At 64.9% G+C, this 16,604-nt stretch carries 12 protein-coding genes, 1 tRNA gene and 1 pseudogene; all 14 read left to right on the plus strand.

Going from position 1 to position 16,604, the window contains the following annotated elements:
• A pseudogene (locus tag ASE10_RS19500) lies at nt 1-97 on the plus strand (elongation factor Tu); the annotation flags it as partial.
• Nucleotides 98-221: 124 nt separating this feature from the next.
• Nucleotides 222-297, plus strand: a tRNA-Trp gene (locus ASE10_RS05015).
• Between the two features lie 93 nt (nt 298-390).
• A complete protein-coding gene (gene secE, locus ASE10_RS05020; RefSeq protein WP_055902446.1) occupies nt 391-768 on the plus strand; it encodes a preprotein translocase subunit SecE in 378 nt (125 codons plus the stop codon).
• Nucleotides 769-772: 4 nt separating this feature from the next.
• A complete protein-coding gene (gene nusG, locus ASE10_RS05025) occupies nt 773-1,342 on the plus strand; it encodes a transcription termination/antitermination protein NusG (RefSeq protein ID WP_055902448.1) in 570 nt (189 codons plus the stop codon).
• Between the two features lie 205 nt (nt 1,343-1,547).
• Entirely contained in the window at nt 1,548-1,976 is a 429-nt protein-coding gene (gene rplK / locus ASE10_RS05030) for a 50S ribosomal protein L11 (protein WP_055902450.1), read from the plus strand.
• A 3-nt stretch (nt 1,977-1,979) separates the two neighbouring features.
• Nucleotides 1,980-2,678 carry a 50S ribosomal protein L1 gene (rplA, locus tag ASE10_RS05035; protein ID WP_055902452.1) on the plus strand — a complete coding sequence of 233 codons (699 nt, stop codon included), beginning with the start codon at nt 1,980-1,982 and terminating at the stop codon, nt 2,676-2,678.
• Between the two features lie 344 nt (nt 2,679-3,022).
• Nucleotides 3,023-3,553 (plus strand): 50S ribosomal protein L10, encoded by a 531-nt coding sequence (rplJ, locus tag ASE10_RS05040; RefSeq protein ID WP_055902454.1) that lies wholly within the window; start codon nt 3,023-3,025, stop codon nt 3,551-3,553.
• A gap of 68 nt (nt 3,554-3,621) precedes the next feature.
• Entirely contained in the window at nt 3,622-3,996 is a 375-nt protein-coding gene (rplL, locus tag ASE10_RS05045) for a 50S ribosomal protein L7/L12 (protein WP_056306416.1), read from the plus strand.
• 273 nt (nt 3,997-4,269) lie between these two features.
• A complete protein-coding gene (gene rpoB, locus ASE10_RS05050) occupies nt 4,270-8,421 on the plus strand; it encodes a DNA-directed RNA polymerase subunit beta (RefSeq protein WP_055902458.1) in 4,152 nt (1,383 codons plus the stop codon).
• Between the two features lie 107 nt (nt 8,422-8,528).
• Nucleotides 8,529-12,770, plus strand: a complete 4,242-nt coding sequence (gene rpoC, locus ASE10_RS05055) for a DNA-directed RNA polymerase subunit beta' (protein WP_055902460.1) — start codon at nt 8,529-8,531, stop codon at nt 12,768-12,770.
• A 372-nt stretch (nt 12,771-13,142) separates the two neighbouring features.
• Nucleotides 13,143-13,517 (plus strand): 30S ribosomal protein S12, encoded by a 375-nt coding sequence (gene rpsL, locus ASE10_RS05060; RefSeq protein WP_031373762.1) that lies wholly within the window; start codon nt 13,143-13,145, stop codon nt 13,515-13,517.
• 83 nt (nt 13,518-13,600) lie between these two features.
• Nucleotides 13,601-14,068, plus strand: a complete 468-nt coding sequence (gene rpsG / locus ASE10_RS05065) for a 30S ribosomal protein S7 (RefSeq protein WP_055902462.1) — start codon at nt 13,601-13,603, stop codon at nt 14,066-14,068.
• A gap of 147 nt (nt 14,069-14,215) precedes the next feature.
• Nucleotides 14,216-16,336: an elongation factor G gene (gene fusA, locus ASE10_RS05070; protein ID WP_055902464.1), complete on the plus strand. Its 2,121-nt coding sequence runs from the start codon at nt 14,216-14,218 to the stop codon at nt 16,334-16,336.
• A 164-nt stretch (nt 16,337-16,500) separates the two neighbouring features.
• The coding region (locus tag ASE10_RS05075; RefSeq protein WP_082559638.1) for a GTP-binding protein at nt 16,501-16,604 on the plus strand (104 nt) is incomplete at its 3' end.

Raw genomic sequence — 16,604 nt, forward strand, 5'->3', positions numbered from 1 at the left:
GATCAACCCGGTGGCGATGGACGAAGGCCTGCGTTTCGCGATTCGCGAAGGCGGCCGTACCGTCGGCGCCGGCGTGGTGGCCAAGATCATCAAGTAAGATCTCTGCGACGGTCGCAAGGCCGTCGCGAGCCGCGAACGGCGGGCCGGCAATGACGGTCCGCCTTCGCCGTTTAAGAGGAAGCCGAGTTTGCGGGGCTCCCGCGGGCTAGGTCCGAAGCAATACGCCAGTAGCTCAATTGGCAGAGCAGCGGTCTCCAAAACCGCAGGTTGGGGGTTCGAGTCCCTCCTGGCGTGCCACTCAGGCAATGCGGATCCCTCCGCGCAAGCCCGGCCCTCGCGGTCGGACTTTCACCAAGAAGGCGGCTGCGCAAGCGCCGCGCGATGGATCGGATGAACAGCAAGGTCGAACAACACGGTTCTGCGTCCGCCGGCGACTTCCTCAAGTACGCCCTGGCGGTGCTTTTGGTCGGTGGCGGCGTGTTCGCGTTCTACTGGTTCGCCGACTGGGCGGCCGCGCTGCGTGCGCTGGTCGTGGTCGCCGGCCTGGTCGCCGGTATCGGCGTGTTCCTGACCAGCGCCAAGGGCCGTCAGACGCTCGAATTCCTGTCCGAGTCGCGCTTCGAGCTGCGCAAGGTGGTCTGGCCGACCCGCCAGGAAGCCATGCGTACCACCTGGGTGGTGATGATCGCGGTCGCGATCCTCAGCCTGATCCTGGCCGGCTTCGACCTGCTCATCCAGGCTGCGGTCAAGTTTATTTTGGGGCACTGAGGCAATGACCGAAGTACATAAGCGCTGGTACGTCGTTCACGCCTACTCCGGCTTCGAGAAGTCGGTGGCGCAGGCGCTGCGCGATCGCATCGTGCGTTTCGAGATGCAGGACCGCTTCGGCGACGTCCTGGTCCCGACCGAAGAAGTGGTCGAGATGCGCTCCGGCCAGAAGCGCCGTTCCGAGCGCAAGTTCTTCCCGGGCTACGTCCTGGTCCAGATCGCCACCCACGACGAGGCCGGTATCCCGCGCATCGACAGCGAGAGCTGGCACCTGATCAAGGAAACCCCGAAGGTCATGGGCTTCATCGGCGGCACCGCCGACCGTCCGTTGCCGATCCAGGACCGCGAGGCGGACATGATCCTGCAGCGCGTTCAGGATGGCGTCGAGAAGCCCAAGCCCAAGGTCCTGTTCGAGCCGGGCGAGATGGTCCGGGTGGTCGACGGCCCGTTCGTCGATTTCAACGGCGTGGTCGAGGAAATCAACTACGACAAGAGCCGCCTGCGCGTGGCGGTGCTGATTTTCGGCCGTTCGACCCCGGTCGAACTCGAATTCGGCCAGGTCGAGAAGGCCTGACCGGGCCCGGAGCCCCGTCCAGCGGGGTTCCAGAAAGCCTGCTATACTTTCCGGCTGCGCAGCCCAGGGCGCGCACCGAATCAGGAAACCACGGCCGCCGCAAGGCGGCTGTCGGCGTCTGAAAAAAACGTGAAGCCGGGACACGTGATATTCCCGGTCCGATGGGGAGCCTGAGACCCAGGCGCTTGCACCCGGAGAGAAGAAGATGGCTAAGAAAGTAGTTGGTTACATCAAGCTGCAGGTGAAGGCCGGTCAGGCCAATCCGTCGCCGCCGGTGGGCCCCGCCCTCGGTCAGCGCGGCCTGAACATCATGGAGTTCTGCAAGGCGTTCAACGCCGCGACCTCCAAGCTGGAGCCGGGTCTCCCGACCCCGGTGATCATCACCGCGTACTCCGACCGTACCTTCACCTTCATCACCAAGAGCACCCCGGCTTCGGTGCTGCTGAAGAAGGCCGCCGGCATCAGCTCGGGCTCCAAGCGCCCGAACACCGAGAAGGTCGGCAAGGTCACCCGTAAGCAGCTCGAGGACATCGCCAAGGCGAAGGAAGCCGACCTGACGGCGGCCGACCTGGAAGCGGCGGTGAAGACGATTGCGGGTTCGGCCCGCAGCATGGGTCTCGTGGTGGAGGGCTAAGACATGGCGATCAGCAAGCGCGAAAAAGCAATCAAGGCCGCCGTGGTCCCGGGTAAGGCTTACGCCTTCGACGAGGCCATCAAGATCGTGAAGACCGCGACCAAGGCCAAGTTCGTCGAGTCCGTCGACGTCGCCGTCCGCCTGGGCGTGGACGCGAAGAAGTCCGACCAGCAGGTGCGCGGTTCGACCGTGCTGCCGGCCGGTACCGGCAAGTCCGTGCGCGTGGCGGTGTTCGCCCCCGCGGGCGCCAAGGCCGACGAGGCCCTGGCCGCTGGCGCCGAGGCCGTCGGTATGGACGACCTCGCCGAGAAGATGCAGGCCGGCGACCTGAACTACGACGTCGTCATCGCGACGCCGGACGCCATGCGCGTGGTCGGTAAGCTCGGCCAGGTGCTGGGCCCGCGCGGCCTGATGCCGAACCCGAAGGTCGGTACCGTCTCGCCGAACCCGGCCGAAGCGGTCAAGAACGCCAAGGGCGGCCAGGTGCGTTACCGCACCGACAAGGCCGGCATCATCCACTGCACCATCGGCAAGGCCTCGTTCGAAGACGCCTCGCTGAAGGACAACCTGCAGGCGCTGCTGCTGGACCTGATCAAGGCCAAGCCGTCGACCGCCAAGGGTCAGTACCTGCAGAAGATCTCGATCAGCTCGACCATGGGCCCCGGCGTGACCGTGGACCAGGCCTCGCTGGCGCTGAAGTAATCGCACGAACCCTCTCCCGCCCGGCGGGGGAGGGTGCAACACCTTTTGAGGGCATCGCCAGGGGCCAGTCCCCGAACGAAGCCGTCAAAGACCGCAGGCGCGGTCAGCGCGTATCGACGACGGGCACGGAAGCTCGGTCTGGCAAGGAGTCGCCGTCGGTACTAGCGGGATCGCTTAATTCGGACTCTTCGGAGCCGGGCCCGCGCAGATGGTGCCGCCCTACTGGAACTTTTTCAGGAAAGGCCACCACCCGGGACGCCTCAGGCGTCCCCGGCGCCAGGGAAGGTGCCGCTCAGGACCGCAAGCGGCAGGAGCCGTGAGCGGAGTTCACAAGAGGAGTGTTTATGGCTCTCAATCTGTCTCAGAAGCAAGAAGTAGTCGCCGAGCTGGCAGAAGTCGCCGCGAAGGCTCACTCCTTGGTTGCTGCCGAGTACGCGGGCACGACGGTCGCTCAAATGACCGCCATGCGCAAGAAGGCTCGTGAAACCGGTGTGTACTTGCGTGTCGTCAAGAACACCCTGGCTTCGCGTGCCGTGGCCGGTACCGAATACGAGTGCGCCCAAGACGCCCTCGTCGGTCCGCTGCTGTATGCGTTCTCGACGGAAGAACCCGGCGCTGCCGGGCGTCTGATCAAGGAATTCGCCAAGGGCAACGACAAGCTGCAGGCCAAGGTGGTCGCCATGGGCGGCCAGCTGTACCCGGGCAGCCACGTCGAAGTGCTGGCCTCGTTGCCGACCCGCGAGCAGGCCCTGGCCATGCTGGCGCGCGTCCTCGCCGAACCGGCGAGCATGTTTGCCCGTGCCGTCAAGGCCGTGGCCGACAAGCAGGGCGGCGGCGAAGCCGAGCAAGCCGAGGCCGTGGCGGAAACGGCGTAATCGCCGTCCGCTCAGCGAATACCTCACTGAACCGATTCGTAAGATCAATTTCCTAAAAGGTTAATCACATGTCCCTGTCCAACGAACAGATCGTCGACGCCATCGCCGAGAAGACCCTTCTCGAAGTGATGGAGCTGGTCAAGGCGATCGAAGAGAAGTTCGGCGTATCCGCCGCCGCCCCGGTCGTCGCTGCTGCCGGCCCGGCCGCTGCCGCCACCCCGGTCGAAGAGCAGACCGAGTTCAACGTCATCCTGAAGGCCGCCGGCGAGAAGAAGGTCGAGGTCATCAAGGCCGTCCGCGCCATCACCGGCCTGGGCCTGAAGGAAGCGAAGGACCTGGTCGAAGGCGCTCCGCAGACCGTGAAGGAAGCCGCTTCGAAGGAAGAGTCCGAGAAGATGAAGAAGGACCTCGAGGCCGCTGGCGCGACCGTCGAAGTGAAGTAAGTTGCATCGCGTCGCCGGATTCATCACTGGCGACCACCCAAGGCTGGGGACGAAAGTCCCCGGCCTTTGGCCGTTGTTGAAATACTGGAAATAAAGTCCCGAGTTGGCAGTGTGAAGTAGCGGGAGAAGGCGTGCTGGTGCCGGCAATACCAGCGACTTCCCACTGTCAGTTCTTCGTTCCCTCTGGGTTTGCGGTCGCGGACGCGCGATCTGCCCCAAGGCGCCGCAACGGCGTCTTGAAAGCCCACCAGAAAACCGAGGCGGTAGCTCACCATGACGTACTCGTTCACCGAAAAGAAGCGCATCCGCAAGGACTTCGGCAAGCGCAAGTCGATTCTCGAAGTGCCTTTCCTGCTGGCCATCCAGGTCGACTCCTACCGCGAATTCCTGCAGGAGAACATCGAGCCGGGCAAGCGCGCCGATCGCGGCCTGCACGCGGCCCTGAAGTCGGTGTTCCCGATCTCCAGCTACAGCGGCAACGCCGCGCTCGAATACGTCGGCTACAAGCTCGGCGATCCGGCGTTCGACGAGCGCGAGTGCCGTAACCGCGGCCTCAGCTACGGCGCCCCGCTGCGCGTGACCGTGCGCCTGGTGATCTACGACCGCGAGTCGTCGACCAAGGCCATCAAGTACGTGAAGGAGCAGGAGGTCTACATGGGCGAGATTCCGCTCATGACCGACAACGGCACCTTCATCGTCAACGGCACCGAGCGCGTCATCGTCTCGCAGCTGCACCGTTCGCCGGGCGTGTTCTTCGACCACGACCGCGGCAAGACCCACAGCTCGGGCAAGCTGCTGTACAGCGCCCGCATCATTCCTTACCGCGGCTCCTGGCTGGACTTCGAGTTCGACCCGAAGGACGCGCTGTTCACCCGTATCGACCGCCGCCGCAAGCTGCCGGTCACCGTGCTGCTGCGCGCGCTGGGCTACAACAACGAAGAGATGCTCGCGCAGTTCTTCGAGATCAACACCTTCCATATCGATCCCAAGGAAGGCGTCCAGCTTGAGCTGATCCCCGAGCGCCTGCGCGGCGAAACCCTCAACTTCGACCTCGCCGACGGCGACAAGGTCATCGTCGAGGCCGGCCGCCGCATCACCGCGCGCCACGTCAAGCAGCTCGAGCAGGCCGGCGTCGCCGCCCTGGCCGTGCCCGACGAGTACCTGGTCGGCCGCATCCTGTCGAACGACGTCGTCGACGCCAAGACCGGCGAACTGCTGGCTTCGGCCAACGACGAGATCAGCGAAGATCAGCTGGCCGCGTTCCGCAAGGCCGGTATCGACACCGTCGGCACGATCTGGGTCAACGACCTCGATCGCGGCCCGTACCTGTCCAACACCCTGCGCATCGATCCGTCCAAGACGCAGCTGGAAGCGCTGGTCGAGATCTACCGCATGATGCGTCCCGGCGAGCCGCCGACCAAGGACGCCGCGCAGAACCTGTTCCACAACCTGTTCTTCACCTTCGAGCGCTACGACCTGTCGGGCGTCGGCCGGATGAAGTTCAACCGCCGCATCGGCCGCAAGGAAACCATCGGCGCTTCGGTGCTGTACGACGCCAAGTACTTCGCCGAGCGCAAGGACGAAGAGTCCGGCCGCCTGCGCAACGAGCTGGGCGACACCTCGGACATCCTGGACGTGATCCGCGTCCTGACCGAGATCCGCAACGGCCGCGGCACCGTCGACGACATCGACCACCTGGGCAACCGCCGCGTGCGTTCGGTCGGCGAAATGGCCGAGAACGTGTTCCGCGTCGGCCTGGTCCGCGTCGAGCGCGCGGTCAAGGAGCGCCTGTCGATGGCCGAGTCCGAAGGCCTGACCCCGCAGGAGCTGATCAACGCCAAGCCGGTGGCCGCCGCGATCAAGGAATTCTTCGGCTCCTCGCAGCTGTCGCAGTTCATGGACCAGAACAACCCGCTGTCGGAAGTCACGCACAAGCGTCGCGTGTCGGCCCTCGGCCCGGGCGGTCTGACCCGCGAGCGCGCCGGCTTCGAAGTGCGCGACGTGCACCCGACCCATTACGGCCGCGTCTGCACCATCGAAACGCCGGAAGGCCCGAACATCGGCCTGATCAACTCGCTGGCCGTGTTCGCCCGCACCAACAAGTACGGCTTCCTCGAGACGCCGTACCGCAAGGTCGTGGACGGCAAGGTCACCGACGACATCGAATTCCTGTCGGCGATCGAAGAGAACGAGTACGTCATCGCCCAGGCCAACGCGACCCAGGACGACAAGGGCACGATGACCGACCAGTTCGTGGCTTGCCGCTTCCAGGGCGAGTCGCTGCTGAAGCCGCCGAGCGAAATCCACTACATGGACGTCTCGCCGATGCAGACCGTGTCGGTCGCCGCGGCGCTGGTTCCGTTCCTCGAGCACGACGACGCCAACCGCGCGCTCATGGGCGCGAACATGCAGCGTCAGGCCGTTCCGACCCTGCGTAGCCAGAAGCCGCTGGTCGGCACCGGCATCGAGCGCGCCGTGGCGCGCGACTCGGGCGTGACCGTGAACGCCCTGCGCGGCGGCGTGATCGAGCAGATCGACGCCGGCCGCATCGTGGTCAAGGTCAACGAAGACGAGATCTCCGACGTCACCGACGCCGGCGTCGACATCTACAACCTGATCAAGTACACGCGTTCGAACCAGAACACCTGTATCAACCAGACCCCGCTGGTCAAGGTGGGCAACGTGATCGCCCGCGGCGACGTGCTGGCCGACGGTCCCTCGACCGACATCGGCGAGCTCGCGCTCGGCCAGAACATGCTGGTCGCGTTCATGCCGTGGAACGGCTACAACTTCGAAGACTCGATCCTGCTCTCCGAGCGCGTGGTCGAAGAGGATCGCTACACCACGATCCACATCGAAGAGCTGACCTGCGTCGCCCGCGATACCAAGCTGGGACCGGAGGAAATCTCGGCCGACATCCCGAACGTCTCCGAGCAGGCGCTGAACCGCCTCGACGAGTCGGGCGTGGTCTACATCGGCGCCGAAGTCCGCGCCGGCGACATCCTGGTCGGCAAGGTCACGCCGAAGGGCGAGTCGCAGCTGACCCCGGAAGAGAAGCTGCTGCGCGCGATCTTCGGCGAGAAGGCCTCCGACGTTAAGGACAGCTCGCTGCGCGTGCCCCCGGGCATGGACGGCACCGTCATCGACGTGCAGGTCTTCACCCGCGACGGCATCGAGAAGGACAAGCGCGCGCGCCAGATCGAGGAATCCGAGATCAAGCGCGTCAAGAAGGACTTCGACGACCAGTTCCGCATCCTGGAAAGCGCGATCTACGCCCGTCTGCGCACGCAGCTGGTCGGCAAGGTCGCCAACGGCGGCGCCGGCCTGAAGAAGGGCGACACCATCACCGAGGCGTTCCTCAACGGCCTGAAGAAGTCCGAGTGGTTCACCCTGCGGATGAAGGACGACGAGGCGATCGACGCCATCGAGCGCGCCCAGAAGCAGATCGACACGCACGAGAAGGAATTCGAGCGCCGCTTCACCGACAAGCGTTCGAAGATCACCCAGGGCGACGACCTCGCTCCGGGCGTGCTGAAGATGGTCAAGGTGTTCCTGGCCGTTAAGCGCCGCATCCAGCCGGGCGACAAGATGGCCGGCCGCCACGGCAACAAGGGCGTGGTCTCGACCATCGTTCCGGTCGAGGACATGCCGTACGCCGCCGACGGCCAGACCGTCGACATCGTGCTGAACCCGCTGGGCGTGCCGTCGCGTATGAACATCGGCCAGATCCTCGAAGTGCATCTGGGCTGGGCCGCCAAGGGCCTGGGCCAGAAGATCCAGCGCATGCTGGAGGCGCAGCAGAAGATCGCCGACCTGCGCAAGTTCCTCGACGACATCTACAACCACGACCAGAAGGTGCATGGTCAGCGCGTGGACCTGAAGCAGTTCAGCGACGAAGAGTTGCTGACGCTGGCCCACAACCTGACCGACGGCGTGCCGATGGCGACGCCGGTGTTCGACGGCGCGGCCGAAGTCGAGATCAAGCGCATGCTCGAGCTGGCGGAACTGCCGAGCAGCGGCCAGACCATCCTGCACGACGGCCGTACCGGCGAAGCGTTCGAGCGCCCGGTCACGATCGGCTACATGCACATGCTGAAGCTGAACCACCTGGTCGACGACAAGATGCACGCCCGTTCGACCGGTCCGTACTCGCTCGTCACCCAGCAGCCGCTGGGCGGCAAGGCGCAGTTCGGCGGCCAGCGTTTCGGCGAAATGGAAGTCTGGGCGCTGGAAGCCTACGGCGCGGCCTACACCCTGCAGGAAATGCTGACGGTGAAGTCCGACGACGTGCAGGGCCGCAACCAGATGTACAAGAACATCGTCGACGGCGAGTACGAGATGGTCGCCGGCATGCCGGAGTCCTTCAACGTGCTGGTGAAGGAAATCCGCTCGCTCGCGATCAACATGGAGCTGGAAGAGAACTGAGGACATCCGGACTCCGGAACTGGGCGAGGGCGCCGATGCGACCCGAGCCCGACCGGATCCCGAACTGACGTTCCCCTTTCTCTTTTCCCGATTCCCGGAGAGTTCAAATGAAAGACTTGCTCAATCTCTTCAACCAGCAGCGCCCCGCGCTGGACTTCGACGCGATCAAGATCGCGCTGGCTTCGCCCGACCTGATCCGTTCGTGGTCGTTCGGTGAAGTGAAGAAGCCGGAAACCATCAACTACCGTACCTTCAAGCCCGAACGCGACGGCCTGTTCTGCGCCGCGATCTTCGGACCGATCAAGGACTACGAGTGCCTGTGCGGCAAGTACAAGCGCATGAAGCACCGTGGCGTGGTCTGCGAAAAGTGCGGTACCGAGGTCACCCTGGCCAAGGTCCGTCGCGAGCGCATGGGTCACATCGACCTGGCCTCGCCGGTCGCCCACATCTGGTTCCTCAAGTCGCTGCCGTCGCGCATTGGCCTGATGCTGGACATGACCCTGCGCGACATCGAGCGCATTCTGTACTTCGAAGCCTACGTCGTGACCGAGCCGGGCCTGACCCCGCTCGAGCGCGGCAACCTGCTGACCGAAGAGCAGTTCCTGCAGGCGCGCCAGGAGCACGGCGACGACTTCGAGGCCGCGATGGGCGCCGAGGCGGTCTACGACCTGCTGCGCACGATCGACCTCCAGGCCGAGATGATCCAGCTGCGCGAGGAGATCGCCTCGACCAACAGCGAAACCAAGCTCAAGCGTCTCACCAAGCGCATCAAGCTGGTCGAAGCCTTCCTCGAGTCGGGCAACCGCCCCGAGTGGATGGTCATGACCGTGCTGCCGGTGCTGCCGCCGGACCTGCGTCCGCTGGTTCCGCTGGACGGCGGCCGCTTCGCGACCTCCGACCTGAACGACCTGTACCGCCGCGTCATCAACCGCAACAACCGCCTGCGCCGCCTGCTCGAACTCAATGCGCCCGACATCATCGTGCGCAACGAGAAGCGCATGCTGCAGGAGTCGGTCGACGCCCTGATGGACAATGGCCGTCGCGGCCGCGCCATCACCGGCACCAACAAGCGCCCGCTCAAGTCGCTGGCCGACATGATCAAGGGTAAGCAGGGCCGGTTCCGTCAGAATCTGCTCGGCAAGCGCGTCGACTACTCGGGCCGTTCGGTCATCGTGGTCGGCCCGACCCTGCGCCTGCACGAGTGCGGCCTGCCGAAGAAGATGGCGCTGGAGCTGTTCAAGCCCTTCATCTTCGCCAAGCTGCAGCGTCGCGGCCTGGCCACCACGATCAAGGCCGCCAAGAAGCTGGTCGAGCGTGAAGAGGCCGAGGTGTGGGACATCCTCGAAGAGGTGATCCGCGAGCATCCGGTGCTGCTGAACCGCGCCCCGACCCTGCACCGCCTCGGCATCCAGGCGTTCGAGCCGGTCCTGATCGAAGGTAAGGCCATCCAGCTGCACCCGCTGGTCTGTACCGCGTTCAACGCCGACTTCGACGGCGACCAGATGGCCGTGCACGTTCCGCTGAGCCTCGAGGCCCAGCTGGAAGCGCGCGCCCTGATGATGGCCTCGAACAACATCCTGTCGCCGGCCAACGGCGAGCCCATCATCGTGCCGTCGCAGGACGTCGTGCTGGGTCTGTACTACATGACCCGCGCCCTGGAGAACAAGGCGGGCGAGGGCATGGCCTTCGCCAACGTCGCCGAAGTCAAGCGCGCCTACGACAACCGCGTCGTGCAGATCCACGCCAAGGTCAAGGTCCGCATCAGCGAGATCGTGGTCAACGAGGACGGCACCCGCACGCCCAAGACCTCGATCGTCGACACCACCGTCGGCCGCGCCCTGCTGCGCGAGATCCTGCCGGACGGCCTGCCGTTCGCGCTGGCCAACACCGAGCTGACCAAGAAGAACATCTCGCGCCTGATCAACAGCTGCTACCGCATGCTGGGCCTGAAGGACACGGTCGTGTTCGCCGACAAGCTGATGTACACCGGCTTCGCTTATGCGACCCGCGCCGGCGTCTCGATCGGCATCGACGACATGATCATCCCGAAGGAAAAGGAAGGCATCGTCGCCGAGGCCGAAGGCGAAGTGCTGGAAATCCAGCAGCAGTACCAGTCGGGTCTGGTCACCGCCGGCGAGCGCTACAACAAGGTCGTCGATATCTGGTCGCGCACCAACGAGCGCGTGGCCAAGGCGATGATGGACGCGATCGGTACCGATCACATCACCAACGCCAAGGGCGAGGCCGTCGATCAGAAGTCGATGAACTCGCTGTACATCATGGCCGACTCCGGCGCCCGCGGTTCGCAGGCGCAGATCCGTCAGCTGGCCGGTATGCGCGGCCTGATGGCGCGTCCGGACGGCTCGATCATCGAGACGCCCATCAAGGCGAACTTCCGCGAAGGCCTGAACGTGCAGGAGTACTTCAACTCCACGCACGGTGCCCGTAAGGGTCTGGCCGATACCGCGCTCAAGACCGCGAACTCGGGTTACCTGACCCGCCGTCTGGTCGACGTGGCGCAGGACGTGGTGATCACCGAAACCGACTGCGGCACCGTCGAGGGTCTGATGATGACCCCGATCGTCGAAGGCGGCGACGTGGTCGAGCCCTTGCGCGATCGCGTGCTGGGCCGCGTCGTGGCCGAGGACGTGTTCCTGCCGGGTAACGACGAGGATCCGATCGTCACCCGCAACACCCTGCTCGACGAAGCCTGGGTGGCCAAGCTCGAGGACGCCAGCGTCCAGTCGATCAAGGTCCGTTCGACCATCACCTGCACCAGCGCCTTCGGCGTCTGCGCGCACTGCTACGGTCGCGACCTCGGCCGCGGTCACCTGGTCAACCACGGCGAAGCGGTCGGCGTCGTCGCCGCTCAGTCGATCGGCGAGCCCGGCACGCAGCTGACCATGCGTACGTTCCACATCGGCGGCGCGGCTTCGCGTGCGGCGGCGATCGACAACGTCACGGTCAAGACCACCGGTTCGATCAAGTTCAACAACCTCAAGCACGTCGCGCACGCCAACGGCCACCTGGTCGCGGTGTCGCGTTCGGGCGAACTGTCGGTCCTCGACCCGCACGGCCGCGAGCGCGAGCGCTACAAGCTGCCTTACGGCGCCACCATCAGCGTCAAGGACGCCGCCGAGATCAAGGCCGGCCAGCAGGTCGCCAACTGGGATCCGCATAACCACCCGATCGTCTCGGAAGTGGCGGGCTTCATCCGCTTCGTCGATTTCGTCGACGGCGTGACCGTCATCGAGAAGACCGACGAACTGACCGGCCTGGCCTCGCGCGAGATCACCGATCCGAAGCGTCGCGGCTCGCAGGGCAAGGATCTGCGTCCGGTCGTGCGCATCGTCGACAAGAACGGCAAGGACCTGTCGATTCCGGGTACCGATCTGCCGGCGCAGTACCTGCTGCCGCCGCGCTCGATCGTCAACCTGCAGGACGGCGCCGCGGTCGGCGTCGGCGACGTGGTCGCCAAGATCCCGCAGGAAGCCTCGAAGACCCGCGACATCACCGGTGGTCTGCCGCGCGTGGCCGACTTGTTCGAAGCGCGCAAGCCCAAGGACCCGGCCGTGCTGGCCGAGGTCTCCGGCATCGTCAGCTTCGGCAAGGACACCAAGGGCAAGCAGCGCCTGATCATCAAGCAGGCCGACGGTGACGAGCACGAAGAGCTGATCCCGAAGTACCGCCAGATCATCGTGTTCGAAGGCGAGCACGTCGAGAAGGGCGAGACCGTCGTGGACGGCGAGCCGAGCCCGCAGGACATCCTGCGTCTGCTGGGCGTCGAGCCGCTGGCCGTGTACCTGACCAAGGAAATCCAGGACGTCTACCGCCTGCAGGGCGTGAAGATCAACGACAAGCACATCGAGGTGATCGTTCGCCAGATGCTGCGCAAGGTCGAGATCACCGACCAGGGCGACAGCAAGTTCCTGCACGGCGAGCAGATCGAGCGTCAGCGCTTCGTCGAAGAGAACGCCCGCCTGCTGGCCCGCAACGAAATCCCGGCCAAGTACGAGCCGGTGCTGCTGGGCATCACCAAGGCGTCGCTGGCGACCGAGTCGTTCATCTCGGCCGCGTCCTTCCAGGAGACCACCCGCGTCCTGACCGAGGCCGCCGTGCGCGGTACCCGCGACGGCCTGCGCGGCCTCAAGGAGAACGTGATCGTGGGTCGCCTGATCCCGGCCGGTACCGGTCTGGCGTACCACACCCAGCGCCGCAAGAACGCTTCGGGTCTGACCGACTCCGAGATGGAAGCCCTGGCGGGTCCGGCCCCGGTGGCCGTCGAAGCCCCGGTCGCCGAAGTCGCCGCGGTCGCGACCGAAGCCGGCGACGAGTCCAGCGCCTCCTGAGGCCTGGGTCCCGACCCTCTCCCGTACGCGGGGGAGGGCGGTCGTCCGGGAGGGCGGCCGGCGAGACGGCGCTGGCAAGATCGCGCCAAGTAACGTATAGTTAGCAGTTCGGACTGTCCCTCGGGACGTCCCAGATCACGAAAAGAGGCGCATGGAGCGCCTCGTGTTCGGCCCAGGGCAGGGCGGGATCGCAGGTAGTAGAACGGCTGTGCCGACGCGGAAACCCCGCGGCGGGCGGCTGTTCCGATAGCTCGCGTTGACGGTAACGTCGAACGCGGGCTATACTTTTTCGTCTCGGTGGGCCGGGTTTGCTTGGCTTGCCGTTCGCTTCTCAACGTAGTGGCTTCACCGCCCCTCACCAAAGAGTTCCTGATGGCAACGATCAACCAGCTCGTCCGCAAGCCGCGGCAGGCGACCACCTACAAGAGCGCCTCGCCGGCGCTCGCGAACTGCCCGCAGCGTCGCGGCGTTTGCACCCGCGTGTACACCACCACCCCGAAGAAGCCGAACTCGGCGCTGCGCAAGGTGGCCAAGGTTCGTCTGACCAACGGTTACGAGATCATTTCGTACATCGGCGGCGAAGGCCACAACCTGCAGGAGCACAGCGTGGTGCTGATCCGCGGCGGCCGAGTCAAGGACCTGCCGGGCGTGCGCTACCACACCGTTCGCGGCTCGCTCGACGCCGCCGGTGTCGCCAAGCGTCGCCAGAGCCGTTCCAAGTACGGCGCCAAGCGTCCGAAGTCCTAAGCGCGTAGCTGCCCAGGTGCGCGCCCTCCGGCGCCGCCGCCCGCAAGCACGTCTGTCAAGAATCACGAGAATAGGTACGCACCATGTCGCGTAAAGGTTCCACCCCGCAGCGTTCGGTCCTGCCCGATCCCAAGCACGGCAGCGAGACGATCGCGCGCTTCATCAATATGGTCATGCAGAGCGGCAAGAAGTCCGTCGCCGAGAAGATCGTCTATGGCGCCATGGACGTGATCGGGGAGAAGAACCCGAACGCGCTCGAGCTGGTCGAAAAGGCCCTCGGCAACGTCTCGCCCGCGGTCGAAGTGAAGTCGCGTCGCGTCGGCGGCGCCACCTACCAGGTGCCGGTCGAAGTGCGTTCGTCGCGCCGTATGGCCCTGGCGATGCGTTGGCTGATCGAGTCGGCGCGCAAGCGCGGCGAGAACACCATGCCGCGCAAGCTCGCCGCAGAACTGCTCGACGCCTCGGAAAACCGCGGCGGTGCGATCAAGAAGCGCGAAGAGACCCACCGTATGGCGGAAGCGAACAAGGCGTTCGCTCACTACCGCTGGTGATCCGAGCGCCCCAGGGCACCTGAGTGCCTGGGCCTCAGCAGCGCGTCGCGCGCTGCCGCGGCGGCTTGAAGGCCGCCTAGCGAACCGGAGGCCGCCCACGAGGCGGCGTCCGGCCATCTGGAATTCGAAAACTTACGAGAGGGTCCCGTGGCTCGCACCACTCCCATCGAGCGTTACCGCAACTTCGGCATCATGGCCCACATCGACGCGGGCAAAACCACGACGTCCGAACGCATCCTTTTCTACACCGGCGTCAGCCACAAGATCGGCGAAGTGCACGAAGGTGCAGCGACGATGGACTGGATGGAGCAGGAGCAGGAACGCGGCATCACCATCACTTCCGCCGCGACGACCGCGTTCTGGAAGGGCATGGACAAGTCCCTGCCGGAACACCGCTTCAACATCATCGACACCCCCGGACACGTCGACTTCACGATCGAAGTCGAGCGTTCGCTGCGCGTGCTCGACGGCGCCGTGTTCGTGCTGTGCGCCGTGGGCGGTGTGCAGCCGCAGTCGGAGACCGTGTGGCGCCAGGCCAACAAGTACTCCGTGCCGCGCATGGCGTTCGTCAACAAGATGGACCGCACCGGCGCCAACTTCGACAAGGTCGTTGAGCAGCTGAAGGCCCGTCTGGGCGCTTACGCCGTTCCGATGCAGGTGCCGATCGGCGCCGAAGAAGGCTTCGAGGGCGTGGTCGACCTGCTCAAGATGAAGGCGATCCATTGGGACGTCGCATCGCAGGGCACCAAGTTCGAGTACCGCGACATTCCGGCCGACCTGCAGTCGAAGGCCGAAGAAGCGCGCGCGTTCATGGTCGAAGCCGCGGCGGAAGCCTCGGAAGAACTCATGGACAAGTACCTCAACGAGGGCGAGCTGAGCGAAGAAGAGATCATCGCCGGTCTGCGCACGCGCACCCTGCGCGTTGAGATCGTGCCGGTGTTCTGCGGCTCGGCGTTCAAGAACAAGGGCGTGCAGGCCATGCTCGACGGCGTGATCAACCTGCTGCCGTCGCCGTCCGACCGTCCGCCGGTTCCCGGCATCGACGAGGACGAGAAGGAAGACAGTCGCAAGGCGTCCGACACCGAGCCGTTCTCGGCGCTGGCGTTCAAGATCATGACCGACCCGTTCGTGGGTTCGCTGACCTTCTTCCGCGTCTACTCGGGCGTGCTGAACTCGGGCGACCAGGTGTACAACCCGGTCAAGTCGAAGAAGGAACGCGTCGGCCGCATCCTGCAGATGCACGCCAACCAGCGCGACGAAATCAAGGAAGTCCGCGCCGGCGACATCGCCGCGGCCGTGGGCCTGAAGGACGTGACCACCGGCGACACGCTGTGCGCGCAGGATCACATCATCACGCTTGAGCGCATGGTCTTCCCGGAGCCCGTCATCTCGATGGCGGTCGAACCCAAGACCAAGTCGGACCAGGAAAAGATGGGCATCGCCCTGGGCCGTCTGGCGCAGGAAGATCCTTCGTTCCGGGTGCGCACCGACGAAGAATCGGGCCAGACCATCATCGCCGGCATGGGCGAGCTGCACCTGGACATCCTCGTCGACCGCATGAAGCGCGAGTTCAACGTCGAAGCCAACGTCGGCAAGCCGCAGGTTGCGTACCGCGAGACCATCCGCAAGTCGGACGTCAAGTCGGATTACAAGCACGCCAAGCAGTCCGGTGGTAAGGGTCAGTACGGTCACGTCGTGATCGAGCTGTCGCCGATGAACGAGAAGGACCGTGCGAACGAGGACGTCGAGAACGATTTCCTGTTCGTCAACGACATCACCGGCGGCGTGATTCCGAAGGAATTCATCCCGGCGATCGAGAAGGGCCTGCGCGAGACCATCACCAGCGGTCCGCTGGCCGGCTTCCCGGTCGTGGGCGTGAAGGTCAAGCTCGTGTTCGGTTCGTACCACGACGTCGACTCGTCGGAAATGGCGTTCAAGCTCGCCGCGTCGATGGCCTTCAAGGAAGGTTTCCGCAAGGCCGACCCGGTCCTGCTGGAGCCGATGATGAAGGTCGAAGTCGTGACGCCGGAAGAGTACGTCGGCGACGTGATGGGCGATTTGAGCCGCCGTCGCGGTCTGCTGCAGGGCCAGGACGACACGCCGTCGGGCAAGACCATCAATGCGATGGTGCCGCTGGGCGAGATGTTCGGTTATGCGACCACCATCCGTTCGCTGACCCAGGGCCGCGCCACCTTCACGATGGAATTCGATCACTACGCCGAAGCGCCGAACAACATCGCCGAAGCCGTGATCAAGAAGGGCGGTTGATAGACGGGATTCGGGAGTGGGGTTCGGGATTCGCTCGGCGGATTCCACCTGCTCCCGGACCTCGCATCGGTTCCTGATCAGCACGACTTAAGTAAGGGATTGGGCGGTTTTTGATCGCCGATCCCATTCCCGAATCACGAATCACAGAACTTGAGAGAGACAACATGGCTAAGGGTAAATTCGAGCGCACCAAGCCGCACGTGAACGTGGGCACCATCGGCCACGTGGACCACGGCAAGACGACGCTGACCGCAGCGCTGACCAAGGT

This window comes from Lysobacter sp. Root76 (assembly GCF_001428685.1).
In the GTDB taxonomy this organism is placed as follows: Bacteria; Pseudomonadota; Gammaproteobacteria; order Xanthomonadales; family Xanthomonadaceae; genus Lysobacter.